At 44.3% G+C, this 18541-nt stretch carries 10 protein-coding genes and 3 pseudogenes; 10 read left to right on the plus strand and 3 right to left on the minus strand.

Translation table 11 applies throughout. The annotated features are described in order from the left end of the window. Positions 1-107: 107 nt before the first annotated feature. On the plus strand, positions 108-2669 hold the full coding sequence (locus V7O63_RS03020) for a PAS domain-containing protein (RefSeq protein ID WP_340820038.1): 2562 nt from the start codon (positions 108-110) through the stop codon (positions 2667-2669). An 11-nt stretch (positions 2670-2680) separates the two neighbouring features. Here V7O63_RS03020 and V7O63_RS03025 read toward each other — a convergent pair whose 3' ends face one another. After that, a complete protein-coding gene (locus V7O63_RS03025) occupies positions 2681-4600 on the minus strand; it encodes a hydantoinase/oxoprolinase family protein (RefSeq protein ID WP_340820040.1) in 1920 nt (639 codons plus the stop codon). A gap of 632 nt (positions 4601-5232) precedes the next feature. Here V7O63_RS03025 and mttB point away from each other — a divergent pair. The 9 genes and pseudogenes from mttB (at position 5233) to V7O63_RS03070 (ending at position 13716) form a co-directional block, all read left to right on the plus strand. Then, positions 5233-6723 (plus strand): annotated as a pseudogene (gene mttB / locus V7O63_RS03030) ([trimethylamine--corrinoid protein] Co-methyltransferase). Between the two features lie 16 nt (positions 6724-6739). Continuing rightward, positions 6740-7387, plus strand: coding sequence for a B12-binding domain-containing protein (locus V7O63_RS03035; RefSeq protein WP_340820041.1), 648 nt, complete (start codon positions 6740-6742; stop codon positions 7385-7387). Positions 7388-7669: 282 nt separating this feature from the next. Further along, positions 7670-8716 carry a DMT family transporter gene (locus V7O63_RS03040; protein WP_340820043.1) on the plus strand — a complete coding sequence of 349 codons (1047 nt, stop codon included), beginning with the start codon at positions 7670-7672 and terminating at the stop codon, positions 8714-8716. Position 8717: 1 nt separating this feature from the next. Further along, the gene (locus V7O63_RS03045) at positions 8718-9008 is read left to right on the plus strand and encodes a hypothetical protein (RefSeq protein ID WP_340820045.1); all 291 of its coding nucleotides are present in this window, start codon (positions 8718-8720) and stop codon (positions 9006-9008) included. Between the two features lie 14 nt (positions 9009-9022). Continuing rightward, entirely contained in the window at positions 9023-9172 is a 150-nt protein-coding gene (locus tag V7O63_RS03050) for a hypothetical protein (protein ID WP_321429884.1), read from the plus strand. A gap of 334 nt (positions 9173-9506) precedes the next feature. Then, the gene (gene mtbC / locus V7O63_RS03055; RefSeq protein ID WP_340820050.1) at positions 9507-10151 is read left to right on the plus strand and encodes a dimethylamine corrinoid protein MtbC; all 645 of its coding nucleotides are present in this window, start codon (positions 9507-9509) and stop codon (positions 10149-10151) included. Positions 10152-10164: 13 nt separating this feature from the next. Further along, a pseudogene (gene mtbB / locus V7O63_RS03060) lies at positions 10165-11568 on the plus strand ([dimethylamine--corrinoid protein] Co-methyltransferase). Between the two features lie 101 nt (positions 11569-11669). Next, a complete protein-coding gene (locus V7O63_RS03065) occupies positions 11670-12326 on the plus strand; it encodes a methyltransferase cognate corrinoid protein (protein ID WP_340820052.1) in 657 nt (218 codons plus the stop codon). Between the two features lie 13 nt (positions 12327-12339). Beyond that, positions 12340-13716, plus strand: a pseudogene (locus V7O63_RS03070) (monomethylamine:corrinoid methyltransferase). Between the two features lie 721 nt (positions 13717-14437). Here the strand turns inward: V7O63_RS03070 and V7O63_RS03075 are convergent. Further along, entirely contained in the window at positions 14438-16408 is a 1971-nt protein-coding gene (locus V7O63_RS03075; protein WP_340820054.1) for an ATP-binding protein, read from the minus strand. Positions 16409-16911: 503 nt separating this feature from the next. Beyond that, positions 16912-18285, minus strand: a complete 1374-nt coding sequence (locus tag V7O63_RS03080) for a monomethylamine:corrinoid methyltransferase (RefSeq protein WP_340820056.1) — start codon at positions 18283-18285, stop codon at positions 16912-16914. Between the last annotated feature and the right edge of the window lie 256 nt (positions 18286-18541).

The following is an 18541-nucleotide window of genomic DNA, read 5'->3' on the forward strand; positions in this document are numbered from 1 at the left end:
TTCCAATGACAGAGACTCTAAAGGTCAATAATTCATCCAGTGAACCGGTGTTTTTGTTTCCCTTACAGGGATGCCTGGGAAATGAATACAAGTTCGGGAGCTATAAAATGTCAGATGCTAGAATATCGGGAAAAAATGGACTTCATGGGGGTGCTATGCCCGCTTCTATGGATAAGAGATTAGAGGCTGTCTATAACAGCAGTCCTGTGATATCTTTCATCTGGAAGGCAGAAGGTGAATGGCCTGTTGAATATGTATCCGGCAACATCACCCAACTGGGTTATTTCCCTGAGGATTTCCTTTCCGGAAAGTTGCTCTATGGTGATATCGTTCATCCTGATGATCTTGACAGGATCCATATGGAAGTGAACAAGCACTCCGGGAAAAAGAACACATCCTACTTCTCTCTTAATTACCGAATTCTCACAAAGTCAGATGAGGTTCGCTGGGTCACTGAAAGGTCTTTCATAAAGCGGGATGAAGATGGCAACATCACTCACTTCCAGGGAATAATCATCGACAATACCGAACTCGAGAAGACCGAAAGGGAACTGCTGGAGACCGGTAAGAAATACCAGATAATATTTGAGAGGTCCCCGGTAGGTATTCTCTATTTTGATGAGAATGGGATCATAACTCACTGTAATAAGAGTTGTTCCGATATCATAGGCGCTCCTGTAAAGAAGATAGTCGGTTTCAGTGTTCTTTCCTCCCTTAACGATGAAAATCTTAAAGGAGCTGTGGATGTTGTTTTTCTGGGAAATCCCGGCTATTATGAAGGAGAGTATATTTCCAGCATAAGTGGGAAGAAGCTGAAGATCAGGGCTAGTTTCACGCCTATCATGGATGATGATGGTTCTCTGCTTGGCGGTATTGGCATACTTGAGGATATCTCTACCGATGAAGAATCAAAGGAGTTACTGGTCCTGAACGAGAGGCGTCTGGAAGCCCTGCTGGAACTGTATCAGATGCAGGATCATCCTATGAACGAGATATCCGAATATGCGATACAAATGGCTGCCGAGCTCACCAACAGTACAACAGGCTATCTTGAATTCCTCAATGAGGATGAGAATGTACTGGAAACATATCACTGGCCGATGGACTCGGAGGACCACTTCCTGAGTGATAATGAACCATTCATCCATCCTGTAAAATCTGCCGGTTTCTGGGGTGAAGCAATACGTGAACGAAAGCCGGTGATAGTCAATAAGCAATATGCTTCTGATAGTGTCGATGATATCTATCCGGGCAAAAAGGAGCGGATGGTTCGACACATAACTATTCCGGTATTTGAGAGTGATCAGATAGTTGCAGTTGCCAGTGTTGCTAACAAGGCAAAGGACTACGATGAATCCGATGTTCGTCAACTGACACTTCTTATGGAAGGAATGTGGAAGCTTGTCCAGTACAAGAACACAAGTGGGATCCTCAATGAGGCATTGAGGATGCGCAGGGTGCTCGAATCTATTATGAGTTCCAGCCCTGCAATAGTATTCCTCTGGAAACCTGAACAGGACTGGCCTGTGGAGTTCGTTTCTGATAATATCAGACAGTTCGGTTATACTGTTAATGATTTCATCACCGGGAAGATAATCTATGGTGATATCATCCATCCTTCTGACCTGCAAAGGGTAAGGGATGAAGTGGAAAGGGCCTCAAGGGAAGGTTTCTCTGATTTCAGTCAGGAATACAGGATACTTACCAAGTCAGGTGATGTCAGGTGGGTCGATGAAAGGACCATGCTACACTATGACGGGGCTGGCAGGGTGGATTACCTTCAGGGTATCATTGTGGATATAACCGAACGCAAGCAAGCTAACAATTTCATCCGTATAGAATGTGATCTTGACAACGTCCTTGGAGAGACAGGCGGACTTGAGGAAACATTCGAAAAGCTCCTTGACCTAACTCTTGAAGGAAAGGCAATAGATTCAGGTATCATATACGTGGTTGATGAACTGACCGGAGATTTCGAGGCTATATCATACCGCGGTCTTTCAGAGGACTTCGTGGGATCCCTTTCCCATTTCGGACCCAACACGCTCATGGCTCGTCTTTTTACCACAGGTTTCCCTGTTTACAAGTACTTCTCCGAGATCAATATGATGATGCCGGCTGTGAATCTTGATTATGAGGGTTTGCAGGCAATGGCGTTCATTCCCGTAAAGTTCAGTGATAGGATTGTTGCAGCTATAGTTCTTGGTTCTCATACGGATCTTGAGATCCCTGCAAATTCCAGGAACCTTGTGGAGACCATAGCGAATCAGGTAGGTATAATCATATCCCGTATGAAGAAGGACTCTGGCATCCAGAAAAGTAAGAACAATATGAATTCCCTGCTTGATGCACTTGATGAGATCGTATTCATTATGGATCTGCAAGGGCAGATACTTCACATAAATGGGACGCTGACCGAGGTCCTCAACTACCCGGCAAGGGAGCTTGAGATGAATGATTTTCTGATACTCTATCCTGAGGACTGGGAGGATGAGGTCCTTTCCACCCTGGATGAGATCATGGCAGGCAAGCTGTCCACATGTGACATCCCGCTGGTGAGTAAAGAAGGTATACTTGTTCCTGTAAGATCAAAGTTCACAATAGGTGACTGGGGAGGACAGGATGTCCTCATATCGATATCCACGCCTGTGAAGGAACCCGGGGTTTAACTGTAGTCAGGTCAGTTGTCCCTGTTCCCAACACCCAGTACAACAAGTTTCGTTTCCATTGGTGTTTCCCATCCCAGAGGAATTACCTCATCTTTTTTAATATCTATCTTTATGTTATCGGGCTCAAGACCTGCTTCTTTCATATAACTGAGGACAGTGTTCTCTCCCAGGTTTACCGCATAGTCCAGAGCCTCCTGGTATTCATAGAAATTGCTCTTCCCGTGTTCTGAGAAAACTAGGAACTCCCAGTCAGGAGCAGCCATGGATGCGGGCCTGATCAGCACTTCGAATCTCCTGATCCCCTTGGCAGCAAGTGCACCGGCTGCGTTCCCGACACTCGAGTATTCAGGAAGTATTATCTCTGCATCCAGTATATCCTGTATCTCGTCCACAAAGGCTGTAACAGGCCCACCTATCAATACGACCGGTACTTCGATCTTGAACTTTGCAGGTGACTGGATATCGAATATCTTCCTGACCTCTGACTTTTCCACACCATCCAGGAAGAACGAGACAAGGTCACATGCCATGTTCTTTGCGAACTCTTTTTTGATATACCGGGCAAATTCCTGCCTGTCCATTCCGGCGAGCGAACCGAGCATATCGGCGCCGGTATTTGCAGCTTCGACATCTCGTTCTGTGTATTCTCCAAGTACGTGGAGTGCATCGGTAAGTGTGAATCCGATGGGTTGCAGTAACCTCTTTTGTATGAGACTGTCGAATACCTTGCTTGATGGATACTTCTTTATGCGGTTGAATATCTCTGTGGTTGATGTAGGATGTTTCTTAACCGCATCCAGTACTTCTTTTTCCTCAGGACTTGCTTCCATTGCCTCATAGTCTGTTCTCAGATAGAACTTCGTTGGCTGGTAGTTGATCCCTAACCTCACTTTTGAAGGCATGGGATTCGCTTTGAGCTGTTCCAGAAGATCAGGGTATAGTACGGCAGCCCGGCACAGTGGTATGACCCTTCTTGGACCTATGCTTATCTCTCCTCCTTTGACCCATACATGACTGTCCCCTCCCATTGCTGATGTTTCCATCTTGATGGCTTTCACCCTTGTCTTCCATCCACCTACCACGGCTCCTGAATCGCTCATTTCAGGAACTCCGCTGTATATCACTGAGATATCGGTGCTGGTGCCACCCACATCTATTACTGCGCATGTTTCTCTTTCTGCAAGGAAGGAGGCTCCTACCAGACTTCCTGCGGGTCCTGAGAATATGGATTCGATGGGTTTTTTCAGGGCACTCTTTATGCCGATGACCGACCCATCGCATTTGAGCATGAACACTTTTGCATCGATCCCTCTTCCTCTTATTTCGGACTCGACAGTTGTCATGAATCTCTCGGTCACAGGTATCAGTTGAGCATTCAGGAAGGCTGTGACAGCTCTTTCGAACGCCCCGAGGTCCTGCGATAGTTCGTAGCTGCAGACCACCGGGCTTCCGGTAAGCTCTATAATGATGTCCTTTGTCCGGAGTTCATGATCATGGTTCCTGACACTGAAGTACGAGGATATTGCAAAGGCTGAGACTTTATCTTTGACCTGAAGGACAAACTCTTTGATGCTGTCCTCATCGAGGATCTCAGTCTCAATTCCATTATGGTCATGTCCGCCGTTGACCTGCAGGAAGTGTTTCGTAGGAAGTTCCTGCCTGATGTCATAGTTGCCGATAAGTATCATGGCGACCGGGGAACCGGTTCCTTCAAGGATACTGTTCGTAGAAAGTGTGGTGGATACCGACACCACTTTGACATCATTCAGGCACGCGGCATCAAGTCCATCGATAGCTTTTGTTATCCCGTCCAGAGGGTCCGGATAGCTGGTCAGGGCCTTATTGGACTGGATTATGGTGTTATCCTCATCTTTTAAAAGAACCGCATCGGTATACGTTCCTCCTGCATCTATGCCAAGGCTGTAACTCATTCTTGTGAACTCCTTTCTATCTTCTCTTTTTCAATGGACAGTTGTCCATATCCATATTATATATATTTTTTGCACGCCCAATTAACGCCGTGAATCCAAATAACAGTATCAGTATGCTTGTTTTTATTATGAGCTCCATATGTACATAGGATGTTTCTAGTAAAATTTATATACGATAATTATGTGATGTGATCTTATCTGTAAGGTGCTTTGCAAAGTAATGTGAAAATATACTGAAACCATCCTCTTTTTCATTTTAGATATAAATGAAAGTGGATTTTCAGAAAAGTTTATATATTATATATGCTGCCTGGTCGATGGTAAAGTATTTATGCTACAAAGCAATCTGTATCTTTGCACAGATGGGCATATTCTGGGTGTTTATTGAAAAACACTATCTACTGAAGTTATGTATCTAAATGCTCTCCTTTTTTGTTCGTCATCTTTATATACTCTTCCTCAAAACACTCCAATAGCAAAATATAAATACTGAATTAGCAAGAAAAGCTTATATACATGCACATTATACCTATTCAGCAGGAACAAACTGCTCAATGCATGTTCAATCCTTTCCGGGAATCTCTCAAGTATCTAAATTATCCCGGAAAAATTCAAATTGGAGGTTAAAGAAAATGGTAAACCACTATTACCCAGGTAGAAGCCCATTAGATGGTGTAAGTCTGGAGTTATTCTCTGAGGACGATCTCAGGGCTCTGCACTATGCTACGATGGATGTCTTCATCAACACTGGTATCCAGGTATCAGACGCTGAAGCAAGGGCTATCTTCAAAGAAGGTGGCTGTCTTGTTGACGAAAAAACACACATCGTTAAGATCCCTGAATTTGTAGTTAACAGGGCACTGCGTGACTGTCCTTCAAAGTTCGTCCTCTGGGGACGTGACAAGAAGAACAACGTCAAGCAGGAACACAAAGGAAAGGTACACTGGACCTGTTTCGGTACCGGTGTCAAGATGTGCAATTATGAGGCACCAGGCAAGTACGTGACTGTTGACTCAACAGACAAAGACCTTGCAGACACAGCAAAGATCTGTGACTGGGCAGAGAACATCGACTACTATTCACTGGCAGTTTCCGCAAGGGACTGGGCAGGAAAGGGTGCACAGGACGTACACGAGACCCTGACACCTTTGATGAACACAACAAAGCACTTCCACCACATCGACCCTGTAGGCGAGAACGTAGAATACTACCAGCAGATCGCAACAGCATACTATGGTGGAGATGACGAGGAAGCACGTAAAAAGCCTATTTTCTCAACACTGCTCTGTCCAACAAGCCCTCTTGAGCTTGGTGACAATGCATGTCAGGTCATCATAAAGGGTGCAAGATTCGGTACACCTGTGAATGTACTCAGTATGGCAATGGCCGGAGGTTCATCACCAGTACACCTTGCAGGTACACTCGTTACACACAACGCTGAGGTACTTTCCGGTATCGTACTCGCACAGCTGGTCCAGCCAGGTGCACCAGTATGGTACGGTAGCTCAACCACAACATTCGATCTTAAGAAAGGAACAGCACCAGTAGGTTCACCAGAACTCGGACTTATCAGTGCAGCTGTTGCAAAGCTCGGTCAGTACTACGGTCTGCCAACATTCGTTGCTGGTTCGTAGGCAGATGCCAAGATACCTGATGGCCAGGCTGGTCATGAGAAGACAATGACAACAATTCTTCCATCCTTTGCAGGTGCAAACACCCTGTACGGAGCAGGTATGCTTGAGCTCGGTATGACATTCTCACTCGAACAGCTCGTTCTTGACAATGATATGATCTCCATGACAAAGAAGGCAATGCAGGGAATCCCTGTAAGCGAAGAGACCCTTGCAGTTGAATCCATTGACCAGGTTGGTATTGGAAACAACTTCCTTGCACACAAGACAACAAGACAGAACATCGATCTCCCATCCAGCCCAATGATCATTGACAGGCTCATGTTCGGAGACTGGGAAATGGCAGGTGCAAAGGACATCGCAACGGTTGCTCATGAAAAGGTCGTTGACATCATGAAGAACCACGAAGTCGCACCAATAGACGCTGACCTGCTCAAGGATATGCAGGCAGTTGTAGAGAAGGCTGACAAGGCATTCAGGGCCAGCATGTAAAACAGGAGGTTTAAAAATGGCAACAAAAGAAGAAATTATTGCAAAAGCAAAAGCAGCTATTCTTGATTTTGATGATGAAGCAGCAGCAGCAGCAGCCCAGGAAGGGCTTGATGCAGATGTAGATCCTGTTGCTCTTATTCAGGATGGCTTCACAGCAGCTATGAACGAGGTTGGTGACCAGTTCGAAGCAGGTACTCTATTCCTTCCACACGTCATTGCAGCATCAGAGGCAATGAGCGCAGGAGTGGCTGTACTTACACCAGCACTTGAAGCAAAGGGCGCAGAGACAGAGAGCAAAGGAACTATCGTTATCGGTACAATTGAGGGAGATATCCACTCCATCGGTAAGGATATTGTTGCAACAATGCTCAAGATCGCCGGATTCAAGGTAGTCGACCTTGGAAGGGATGTTCCTATCAAGAAGTATGTAGAGGAAGCAAAAGAGGTCGGTGCAGACATAGTAGCTTCATCAGCTCTTATGACCACAACAATGGTCAACCAGATACAGATCGAGGAACAGCTCAAGGAAGCAGGTATCCGTGACTCACTCAAGACAATGGTCGGCGGTGCACCTGTAACCCAGGACTGGGCAACCAAGATCGGTGCAGACATCTACGGTGAGAATGCCACTGATGTGGTCTCCAAGCTTAACGCAATGTTCTGAGACAAAAAAGGAGAATTTAGAGAATTGGTTGTGAGGATGTATATCGAGTACAATCTCACAACCGGGAGACAATTCTTGCGCGTATTGTCTCCCTCTAATTGGTGCTACATGGATATCACTTTTCCGTTGTAGCACCCTCAAAAGAAGATGGTTTCTGTCAGGTTTGATCAGGAGCCACCAGTGATCGTCTTCTTTTGAGTAACACCTTCCGGTTGTCCGGGGGTGTCAACAGGCCATTAATGGCCATTATAATTATGAAGGTTTGAAATTGGAGGTATTGACTTGGATCTAAAAGCTTTAAAAAAGCAAGAACATCAGAAGAGGGTCAAGTTCGGTTATATGTGGGCTCTTTTCTGTGCAGTTCTCTGGGGTATGTGGTATATCCCTGGTACAACGGTATGGGTACTTAACCCATTCGATGAGATGTACGGCGAGATCGCTGCAGGAAGCGGCGATGGTATGGCACTGGTAATAGTGGCAGTGTTAATTACAGCGTTCAACGCATTAACAGTTATTCTGGCTCTTGCCGTCTGGAACGGCGTGCTTGGTAAGTTCGGTGAGATGAAGAGAACAGTGAAGGAATTCCATCCATGTTCTAAATGGTTCTTCCTGGCCTCTATCTTTGGCGGTCCTATGGCCATTCTTGGTTCATTTATCGCAATGGGATTCGTCGGAGGTGCTTTTGCAGCTGTTGCAGCACTTATGTATCCTGTTATAGGTTCTATCCTTGCCCAGAAATGGTATGGTGAGAAGATCTCAAAGAGGGCTTATCTTGGTATTGCTTTCATCATTGCTGGTGGTATCACCATATTCGGTGGCGGACTGCTCAGTGAGCTTGGAAGCGGTAATGTAGTATGGATCGGTTACCTCGGTGGTCTCATGGCAGCAGCTGGATGGGGAATTGAAGGCGCGATCGCAGGAAAGGGTCTTGATATCGCAGAACCTGATGTAGGTCTGACACTGAGGTTCCTTGGTGAGAACATCATCTGGTGGATTCTCATTGTTCCTGCTCTTGCAATTGCAGGATTCCCAATGTTCAAGTATGCACTTCTCGCATTCGAGCCACTCACACTTCTGGTACTTGTCTTTGCAGGTATAACATTTGGTTTCTGTTATGTTGCCTGGTACAAGTCCTTCCCACTCATAGGTGTGGGCAGAGGACAGGGTATTGGTAACCTGTATGGTCTGTTCGCTGTGATATTCATCTTCCTCTTCTTCGGAGATGTTCCTGCATGGACCATCCTTCTGGGAGGTGCTCTCTGTCTTGGAGGTAGTACTATAATGTTCTCCGAGGACACAGGCGAAATGGAATCACTGAGAGGTGACTGAAATGGCAGGACAACGTCCGATAAAGTTCAGGATACTTGAGCTTTGCAACAGTGGCAAATGGAACTATGAGATCGTCCAGCAGATCCAGAAAGAATATGGTCTGAAAGGAAATTTCCAGAGGGATTCCATCAACTTCGATATAATCGAGCTTGCATCAGGTGGAATGCTCAGGGATGTCGAGGTCAAGGTCGATGAAGAAGGGATCTACAAGAAAGGTTTCCTTCTGCACAAGTACGAACTGACAGACTTTGGAAAAGTTAGGGCTGCAGATGCCTGTTTAATGTATGTTTAAGGAGTGAAAAGAAAATGGTACAGACACAAGCTGCAATGGAAGCTTACAATGCTTACTGGGTGAACTCACCTCTGCCAGCTGCTGATGTTATGTGGATGGTCGCCATCCTGGTCGTAGCATTACTGGCACTCTGGCAGGCGAGAACGTTCGTTTCACAGTTCTAAGGAGGGTTCTGAAAAGTATCCTTTTAAGATCAGTTGAGTAGATGGGCACAGTGAGGTTGCAGGTCATTATCCCATGGCTATGCTTGTGACGGACCTGTGCCTGTTAATATTTATCTTATCTACTATCCCGAAAGCGCTGCAAGTCAATATAATAGAAAAATATAAATACTAGATAACATGAGCTCTCATGGGTTAACTTTAAATAATGATGCTAAACGCAGTATTTATATGTATTGCATGACTGTGCAGCTTAACTTTCGGGTTATATCTCCAACTTCAAACCGGAATCAAATAAGAATTGTCTAAAATCATCATAAATCAATGAGGTATATAAATGAGCAAAGAAGAAACGTTCAAAGAACTTTCAGATGCTGTTGTCACCTGCAAGAAAGACGTAGTGATAGCAGCAGTCGAGAAGGCAAAGGGCGAGGGCATCCCTGCACCCGAGATCATTGAAAAAGGTCTTGCAGTAGGAATGAACGAAGTAGGCGTCCTTTTTGAAAGAGGAAAGTTATTCCTTCCTCACGTAATGATGGCAGCAGGTGCAATGGAAGAGGGTGTCAAGCTCCTTGAAGCAGACCTTCCTGCAGAATCCGTTAGCCAGAAGCTTGGTGTAATTGTGAACGGTACTGTTGAAGGTGACGTCCACGACATCGGAAAGTCAATTGTATCAACCATGCTCCAGTCAGCAGGCTTTGAGGTCCATGATATTGGCAGGGACGTTCCACTGCAGGACTTCATCGACAAGATAAAAGAGACCAATGCAGACATGGTAGGTCTTTCCGCACTTATGACCACCACCCTCCAGGGACAGAAGGATGTCATCGAGATGCTCAAAGAAAATGGCATGAGAGATGATGTCAAGGTCATGGTCGGCGGTGCTCCTGCAACCCAGGCATGGGCTGAGAAGATAGGTGCAGACTGCTATGCAGAAAATGCAAGTGAAGCTGTTGTAAAGGCAAAGGAGCTACTGCTCTAAGCGAGGTCTTATCATGACAACAGAATACAAATTGAGAATGGGAGATGGAAAGCGCATCTTCATGACAAAGGAGCAGATAATCGCTGACCTTAAGGAAGGTATGGCAGATGCTGCAGACCTTGGTGACATTCCAGATCTAACTGAAGATGAGATCGACAAGCTCGTAGATATACTTACCATGCCTTCAAGGATGGTCGGTGTCGAGCAGGGTATGGAAGTACCTGTGACCCACGATATCGGAACCATCAGGATCGATGGTGACCAGGGTAACAGTGGTGTAGGTATTCCATCCAGCAGGCTCGTCGGTGCAATGATGCACGAGCGTGCATTTGGTGCAGACACAATGGAACTTGGTCATATCGACTACAGTTACAAGCCTGCAAAGCCTGTTATTGCACAGGAGATGCAGACAATGGAAGTCTGCCAGCAGAACATGGTTGTCCCTCTCCTTTACGGTGCAATGCCTAACATGGGTCTTTACTACACACCTGATGGTCCTTTCGAGAACCCTGGTGACCTTATGAAGGCATTCAAGATCGACGAAGCAAGGGAGTCCATGGAACACTCTGCAAAGCACCTTACAAGGGACATTGTCTGGATCATGCAGAGGATGATGTCATCAGGTTCCGATGGTGTGAACTTCGATACTATCGGTGCAGCAGGTGACGGTGACATGTATGCATCACTCCATGCTATCGAAGCACTGAGAAAGCAGTTCCCTGATATCTACATTGAAGCAGGTATGGCAGGAGAACTTATGCTTGGAATGCACGGTGAGCTTGAATATGATGGTGTGACCCTTGCAGGTCTCTGGCCACATGAGCAGGCAGCACTTGTTGCAAAGGCAGGAGCAAACGTTTTTGGTCCTGTTGTGAACACCAATACCAGCAAAACATCAGCATGGAACCTTGGAAGGGCTGTTACATTCATCAAACAGGCTGTTAAAGATTCAACAATTCCATGTCATGTGAACATGGGTATGGGTGTCGGTGGTATCCCAATGCTCGAGACCCCTACAATTGACGCTGTATCAAGAGCCAGCAAGGCGATGGTAGAAATTGCTGGCGTGGATGGTATATAGATAGGGGTCGGCGACCCGATGGGTATGCCGATCTCCCACATAATGACCTCCGGAATGAGCGGGATCAGAGCAGCAGGTGACCTTGTTGCAAGAATGGAATTCTCAAAGGGTATGAGAATTGGAGAAGCAAAGGATTACGTTGCAAAGAAGCTGGACGTTACCACTGCAGACCTCAGTGACGAGTATGTGATGAGGGAACTGAGAGAAGAGCTCGGTATCGGTGTAATCACTTCAGTTGCAGGTGCTCCAAAGGGAATCGCAGCTAAGATGAACATCGAGAAACTGCTCGACCTTAAGATCAACAGCTGTGAGAAGTTCAGGGAACAGATAGCCTGAATCCATGGTGGTTCACTGTGATCGCCTGGGACGGTGTTCCAGGCCTCAACAGTTTTCCACTTTTTGATTTAAATATACTACTAATAACACAAGGTGAAATTATGTCAAATCAGGAAATGTTAGACAAACTCAGAGACACTATCGTTACACAGGATATCAACGGTTGTGCCGAAGCTACCCAGGAAGCCCTGGATGCCGGAATGACAGCTGTTGAGATCATCAACGATGGTCTTTCAGTAGGTATGAAGATAATCGGTGACAAGTTCGAAGCAGCAGAGGTCTACCTTCCGCAGATCATGATGTCTGCAAAGGCAATGAACGCTGCAATGGAGATCCTTGTTCCTGTACTCGCAGAAGAGAAGGGAGCAGATGACGAAGGTGTAGGACTTGCTGTCACCTATGTACAGGAAGGCGACATCCACGATATCGGTCACCGCCTCGTAACAACAATGCTTGAAGCAAACGGTTTCAGGATAATTGACATGGGCGTCGACGTACCAAATGACAATATCGTTGAAGAGATTGCAAAACACAAGGGCAAGAAGGTACTGCTCGTTGGTTCAGCACTCATGACAACATCAATGCTCGGTCAGAAGGACACTGTATCAATGCTTGCAGAAGAAGGTCTTCGTGATTATGTCAAGATCATGTTCGGTGGAGCACCGGTATCTGATGCATGGATCGCAGAGATCGGAGCAGATGCAACAGCAGAGAACGCAGCAGATGCAGCTCGTGTAGCTCTTGAGATTATGAAATAAGGGGTGTTCAAAGATGACATTTTCAAGATCAATGGATTGTTTCGAGTTCTATGAGCGTGCAAAGAAGGGAGAGAAGATGACCCAGGATGACTGGGACCTCATGACCATCCCTATGAAGGCAATGGAACTCAAGCAGAAGTACAACCTTGACTTCAAGAACGAATTCGTACCAACTGACAAGGACATGATGGAGAACCTCTTCAAGGCAGGTTTCGAGATGCTCCTTGACTGTGGTATCTTCTGTACAGACACAAGCCGTGTAGTAAAATACACAGAGGATGAGATCTGGGACGCAATCAACAACGTCCAGAAGGAATTCGTGCTTGGAACCGGCAGGGACGCTGTCAGGGTCCAGAAGAGAAGTGTTGGCGACAAGAGAAAGCCAATAGTTCAGGGTGGTCCTACCGGTTCTCCTATCTCAGAAGAGATGTTCATGCCAGTTCACATGAGCTATGCTCTTGAGAAGGAAGTAGATACCATCGTCAACGGTGTAATGATGACAGTGCGCGGAAAGCCACCAATTCCAAAGACACCATACGAAGTACTTGCTGCCAAGACCGAGACAAGGCTGATCAAGAATGCAGCTGCAATGGCCGGAAGGCCAGGCATGGGCATATAGGGACCAGAGACTTCCCTGTCCGCTCAGGGAAATATCGCTTCAGACTGCGTCGGTGGCCAGGTCTGCAGCGACAGTCACGAAGTATCCCAGCTCAATGAGCTTAAGATCGACCTTGATGCTATCAGTGTGATGGCACACTATCAGGGTAACAGTGACATCATCATGGATGAACAGATGCCTATCTTTGGTGGTTATGCCGGTGGCATAGAAGAGACCGCTATCGTAGATATCGCAACTCACATCAATGCATTTGTAATGAGCAATGCAAGCTGGCACCTTGATGGTCCAGTCCACATCCGCTGGGGATCCACAAACACCCGTGAGACCCTCATAATCGCAGGATGGACATGTGCTACCATCTCAGAGTTCACAGACATGCTTTCCGGTAACCAGTACTACCCATGTGCAGGTCCATGTACCGAGATGTGTCTGCTTGAAGCATCCGCACAGTCCATCACCGACACAGCTTCAGGCCGTGAGATCCTCTCCGGTGTAGCAGCTGCAAAGGGTGTTGTCCAGGACAAGACCACAGGTATGGAAGCAAGGATGATGGGAGAAGTTGCAAGGGCAACAGCAGGAATGGATATTTCTGAGGTCAACAAGGTCCTTGATGCTCTTGTAAGTTCTTATGAGGGCAACTATGCAACTGCACCAGAAGGAAAGACCTTCCAGGAATGTTACGACATTGCAACCGTAACACCAACCGACGAGTACGTCAAGGTCTACGACGGTGCACGCAAGAAGCTCGAAGAATTCGGTCTTACTTTCTAAGACCAATAATGAATCCCTGTGATAAATTAGTTTATCACTTCCCAACCAACATGAGCCGGCGACTTATCACCGCTGGCTCACCTTTGTTTTTTGTGATAATTTTTAGTTTAGAATATTCTGGATCTGTAGATTTTCTCATTTGGATGCAGAAATAAACTTTAAGCAACAGATGACATATCCATCTTTTTGGACCGTGCCAGCTTCGCCGGAACCCTCCGGGATGATTTTAGTTGTTTATGACTTCCGATAAGCCAAACTTATTGTTCCCTGCAGTCTCGTGTTCTGATAGTTCTACAAAAGATCATTGACAAACAAAGAACAATGCAGCCATCCGCCGCAGGCGGCGCGTTCCTTTACTACTATCCTGAAGACTATCAAAATTGTGCAGTTATTGAAAAATGCTGAGTTCAAATTACAATTAGCAGGATTTCTACAGAGACGTTTTTTTGATGATCAATTAATTTTTCCCAAACAAGAAGTTAAGTTAGCACTGATCTTCACTTGTTGAAAAAAGTAAATGTACATTTTTCTTCAGACTATATATATAAAGTATGAATGATCTTGTACGTTTTGTTCTCAAGCAGATGAAAATAATATATCTTTTAGCTTAGACAGGTTCTCCTGGCACATCACCCATGATCTTATACGAGATCTTCCTGTAGAGTGACAGGTATTCATCGGTGGGTTCCATGTCGTATTCGGAGCGGATGTTTAGCACCTGTCAAAGGTTTTGTCTCTCGATCGGGATCCTGAAATAGAAAGTCGTTCCTACGTCCAATTCAGATTCGACCCACACCGTTCCTCCGTGAAGTTCAACAAACGACTTTACAATAGAAAGACCAAGTCCGGTACCTTCTTTGTCCCTTGAATCAAAATTATTTACCTGCCTGAAAGGATAGAAGATCTTTTTCTGGTCAGACTTAGAGATACCTTTGCCGGTATCTTTCACACTGACCAGAATATCGCCGTTATCATGTGATGCACCAATGTTTACAGTACCTCCTTCAGATGTAAACTTAATAGAATTACTCACCAGATTGAACAAGATCTGCTTGAACTTCATTTTGTCTGCATTGATGATTTCCGGGCAGTCATCAAGATCATATATTAAAGTCAGATCTTGCTTCATGGCCAATGGCATAAGGGTGGTTATTACATCATGAATAATAGGTATGGGTGGGAATGGTTCAATAGATAGTTCCATCCTTCCTGCTTCTACTTTGGAAAGGTCGAGTATTCCATTTATAAGTTCAAGCAAATGTTTTCCACTGGAAGATATATTGCTTACATATCTCTGCTGTTTTTCATTCAATTCTCCTGAAGTCTGCATCTCAAGTATTTCTGAAAAACCAATTACAGAATTAAGCGGGGTTCTTAATTCATGGCTCATGTTCGCTAAGAACTCACTTTTTAGACGATTAGATTCTTCTGCACGTATCATTTCCTCTTTCATCATCTCTGTTTGCTTACGTTCTTCTATATCCCTGATCATTACCATTATAGCTCTCTTGCCATTATGTTCTATCAAAGAAGGACTTAGCTCGGCAACAAATGAACTTCCATCTTTCCGTATTAATCTGATCTCATAGCTAGATGGAATATCAGGGCCTTCATTAGCTATCTTTTCATAGATCTTCGTCACAATATGTGCACTATCGTCTGAAACATAATTAAGAATAGATGTATTAAGAATAGAACCCAGGTCATAACCGATCATCTCTACAATTCTGTTATTGGCGAAAACAAGTACTTCATCCTGAACAATAACAATACCTTCTTTGCTCCCTTCAACCAGTGTAAAGTACTTCTTTTTTGAGGCATTGAGTTCCTCATTCTTGGATAACAGTTCAGAAGTACGTTTGAGAACCTCTTTTCTGAGAACAACAGAGATTACGATAAAGATCAGGACCGCAAGGATCAATATGATAAGAAAAACCACTAACCATGCAGGTAATTCGAAAGGTTCTCCATAAGATAACCATTTATCCTCTATGTCGTAGTAAACTGAACCATTATCTGCTTTCAGATCACCAAGGTAAGTGTCAATGGTTGCAATAAGTTCCTGATTCTCTCCTTCAGTCGTTGCACAATGCAACGATATAGGGAAAGTCTCAATAGCAGTTTCTTTAAAGACCATTCCCAGACCATTATGTGATGCATATGATCTGGCAAACATTCCTGCATCTACTTTTCCTTCACGAATATGGGACCTTACCGAATCAAAATCATCAACATAGACAAATTCGCAATCTACTCCATATTGTTGTGTAAGGTCAATTAGTCCAATAGCACCATAGGTATTTTCAACAACTGCAATTTTTTGACCATCAAGGTCACGTATTGAGTTGATATGAGAATCTTTCGAAGTAAAGACCTGGCTCCATTCAAGAGACATGCTATTATTCGTATAATCCAGATAAGAATCACGTTCTTTACTATAAGCGACTGCTATCAACAGATCAGAATCACCATTTTTGACACTTTCAAGACAATCTGCCCATGGTAACAAAGTATATTCGACCTGCCATCCTTCGGTCATTGCAATATGATTTATAATTTCAACAGAGAAACCACTGTATATGTCTTTATCATCAACAAATGTCATTGGAGGGAACTGCTCAATGACAATAGAAATAGTATCATTGTCCTCTGCAACTGCTGAAGCCGGTAATATTACTATTAGTAGTAACATCAATATAAGAGATCTTGTAAAGGAAAATTGTACCCATTGAAAACCGTCTTTTCCACTCATTTGATCGTGTATCCGTTATATGAAATATACATTGAACTTATAATTAAGTATTTAGTAATTATTATATTATTTTGTTATTTTATAGTCTCTAATATCATTGATTCAGTAGTACTCCTATTATATCTGTCAATATATTATTTTATATTATGTAACTTCTCTAAGACCTATGTTATTTTCAGCAATGATCATTTTTCTAACCGGGATTGCATAAGCAGATATGACCAATCTCTCTGGGTCTCATTCATTCTATTCTTAATACCACCTAACTCAAAAATTCCATTACCAGTTGTATTCTTAGTGTTCTTCAATATTCCTCATACAACAAAAAAGATGATCATAAGGCAGATCTGCCTGGTCGGATAAGTAAAGGAAGTAGGAAAATAATCTAATATTTTTAAGGTCGATGACCAACTAAAAAGTAGCGTATGATCATATTTTTATGATCACACCGGTTCCCCTGGCACATCACCCATGATCTCGTACGAGATCTTCCTGTAGAGTGACAGGTATTCTTCGGTGGGTTCCATGTCGTATTCGGAGCGGATGTTGTAGCACTTGTCGAAGGGTTTGCCTTCAGGTGGACTTCTGATGCGGTCAGCGTATTTGGAATATATCTTGGCTACCAGTTTGTTTGCTTCAGTGAGAGTTAGCTGGGTTGCTAATTGTGCCATCTCACCCATGAATCTTGATTCAAGTCCCGATGAATGGTCCGGGGCACTTCCCAGACGTCCTGTTGGTCCAAGTAGTATATTCCTGCCGCAGACAGTATCACCGATCGCCTGTGCAGCAGTTTCGTAGAACATCATATCGGTGCAGATACCGGCGGAGTTCCAGTAGTATCTTGCAGTGTAATAGTTCATATTTCTGGAAATGGCAAGTGATGCCAGATTTGATGCCCACATTATCTCCTTTGAACTCGATGAGCCGGTTTCAGCATGTACTGCACCGGATGCATGTATGCTGGAGTGTGCCAGGACCTTGGATTGAAGTGTCTCTGCCACATCTATGATGGCAAGTCCTTCAGGAGAACCGATACACGGTCCACCAAAAACAGGTACCTGTCCTGATATGTAGTGATTGCCATGTTCCTGATGATAGATACACTTTGAGAGCGTCTCATAATCCACCTTGAGGTCGTCCATATAGACTTCCTGCGGATCGGCGCTTGAGTAAAGCTCATCAGAAGAGACAAGTAAAGATGATGTTGTTAGCGTTGAGGTGCTCGGTCCCATAAGTGTAAGTCCTTCCCTGCCTGCGATCTTCGTTGCCAGTCTCTCATTTCTGGATGCTTTTAGCACAGCGAGCATTTCCAGTGGACTTTTGGGTTGTATATATTCTCCTCCAAACTGTTTCATGGCTCCACTGTAGATACCCTGCACAACGTTCTCCTGCACAGAACTAAGGTTAACATAAAGGAAATTCTCTTCAGATACACTTCCTCCCATGGGTCCGCCTATGATCACAGGTGGAAAAGAGACCATTGGATAACGATGCGGAACTGCTATTTTCTCTTTAAGTCTTCCAATTTCAAGAGGATTTGTTATGTTCAGAGCCTTCAGGATATCCTCTTCATCTATGTTGATGACCCTTTTGGTGCTTTTACAGAATATGCCTGTGGAATGAAGAAGTTCAATACCTGCCTCAAAGACTGCATCTGCAAGTTCAAGGTCATCAGGAACGAAGACTCCCGGGTCATATTCTATACCGTATTTGAAAGCCAGCTCTTCTGATTTCTTGAATATAAGGATGTCATGCTCTCTTTCTGTTCGTTTTTCCCCCGCGATCGCATACTTGAGGTATTTGTAGATATTTTGCATGACAATTCTCCTTTTTTAGAAATAACACCTCTGTCGATGATGGCAGATGAGCAATTGATAGTTTTTCTTTAATAATGAATAGTGATTAGTTTCTAGTACTTATATTTTCCTATAATTTATTGGTATGTTTTTACCTGTTATTGATAAAATACATATCAGTATGCCTTTTTAATGTTATTTTGTTTGGACAATTACTCTTTTTTACTCAGTAAGACTTATATGTAAAAATCTTTTTAGACAGCGAGGTTCAGTGAAC

This window comes from Methanolobus sp. WCC4 (assembly GCF_038022665.1).
GTDB lineage: Archaea > Halobacteriota > Methanosarcinia > Methanosarcinales > Methanosarcinaceae > Methanolobus.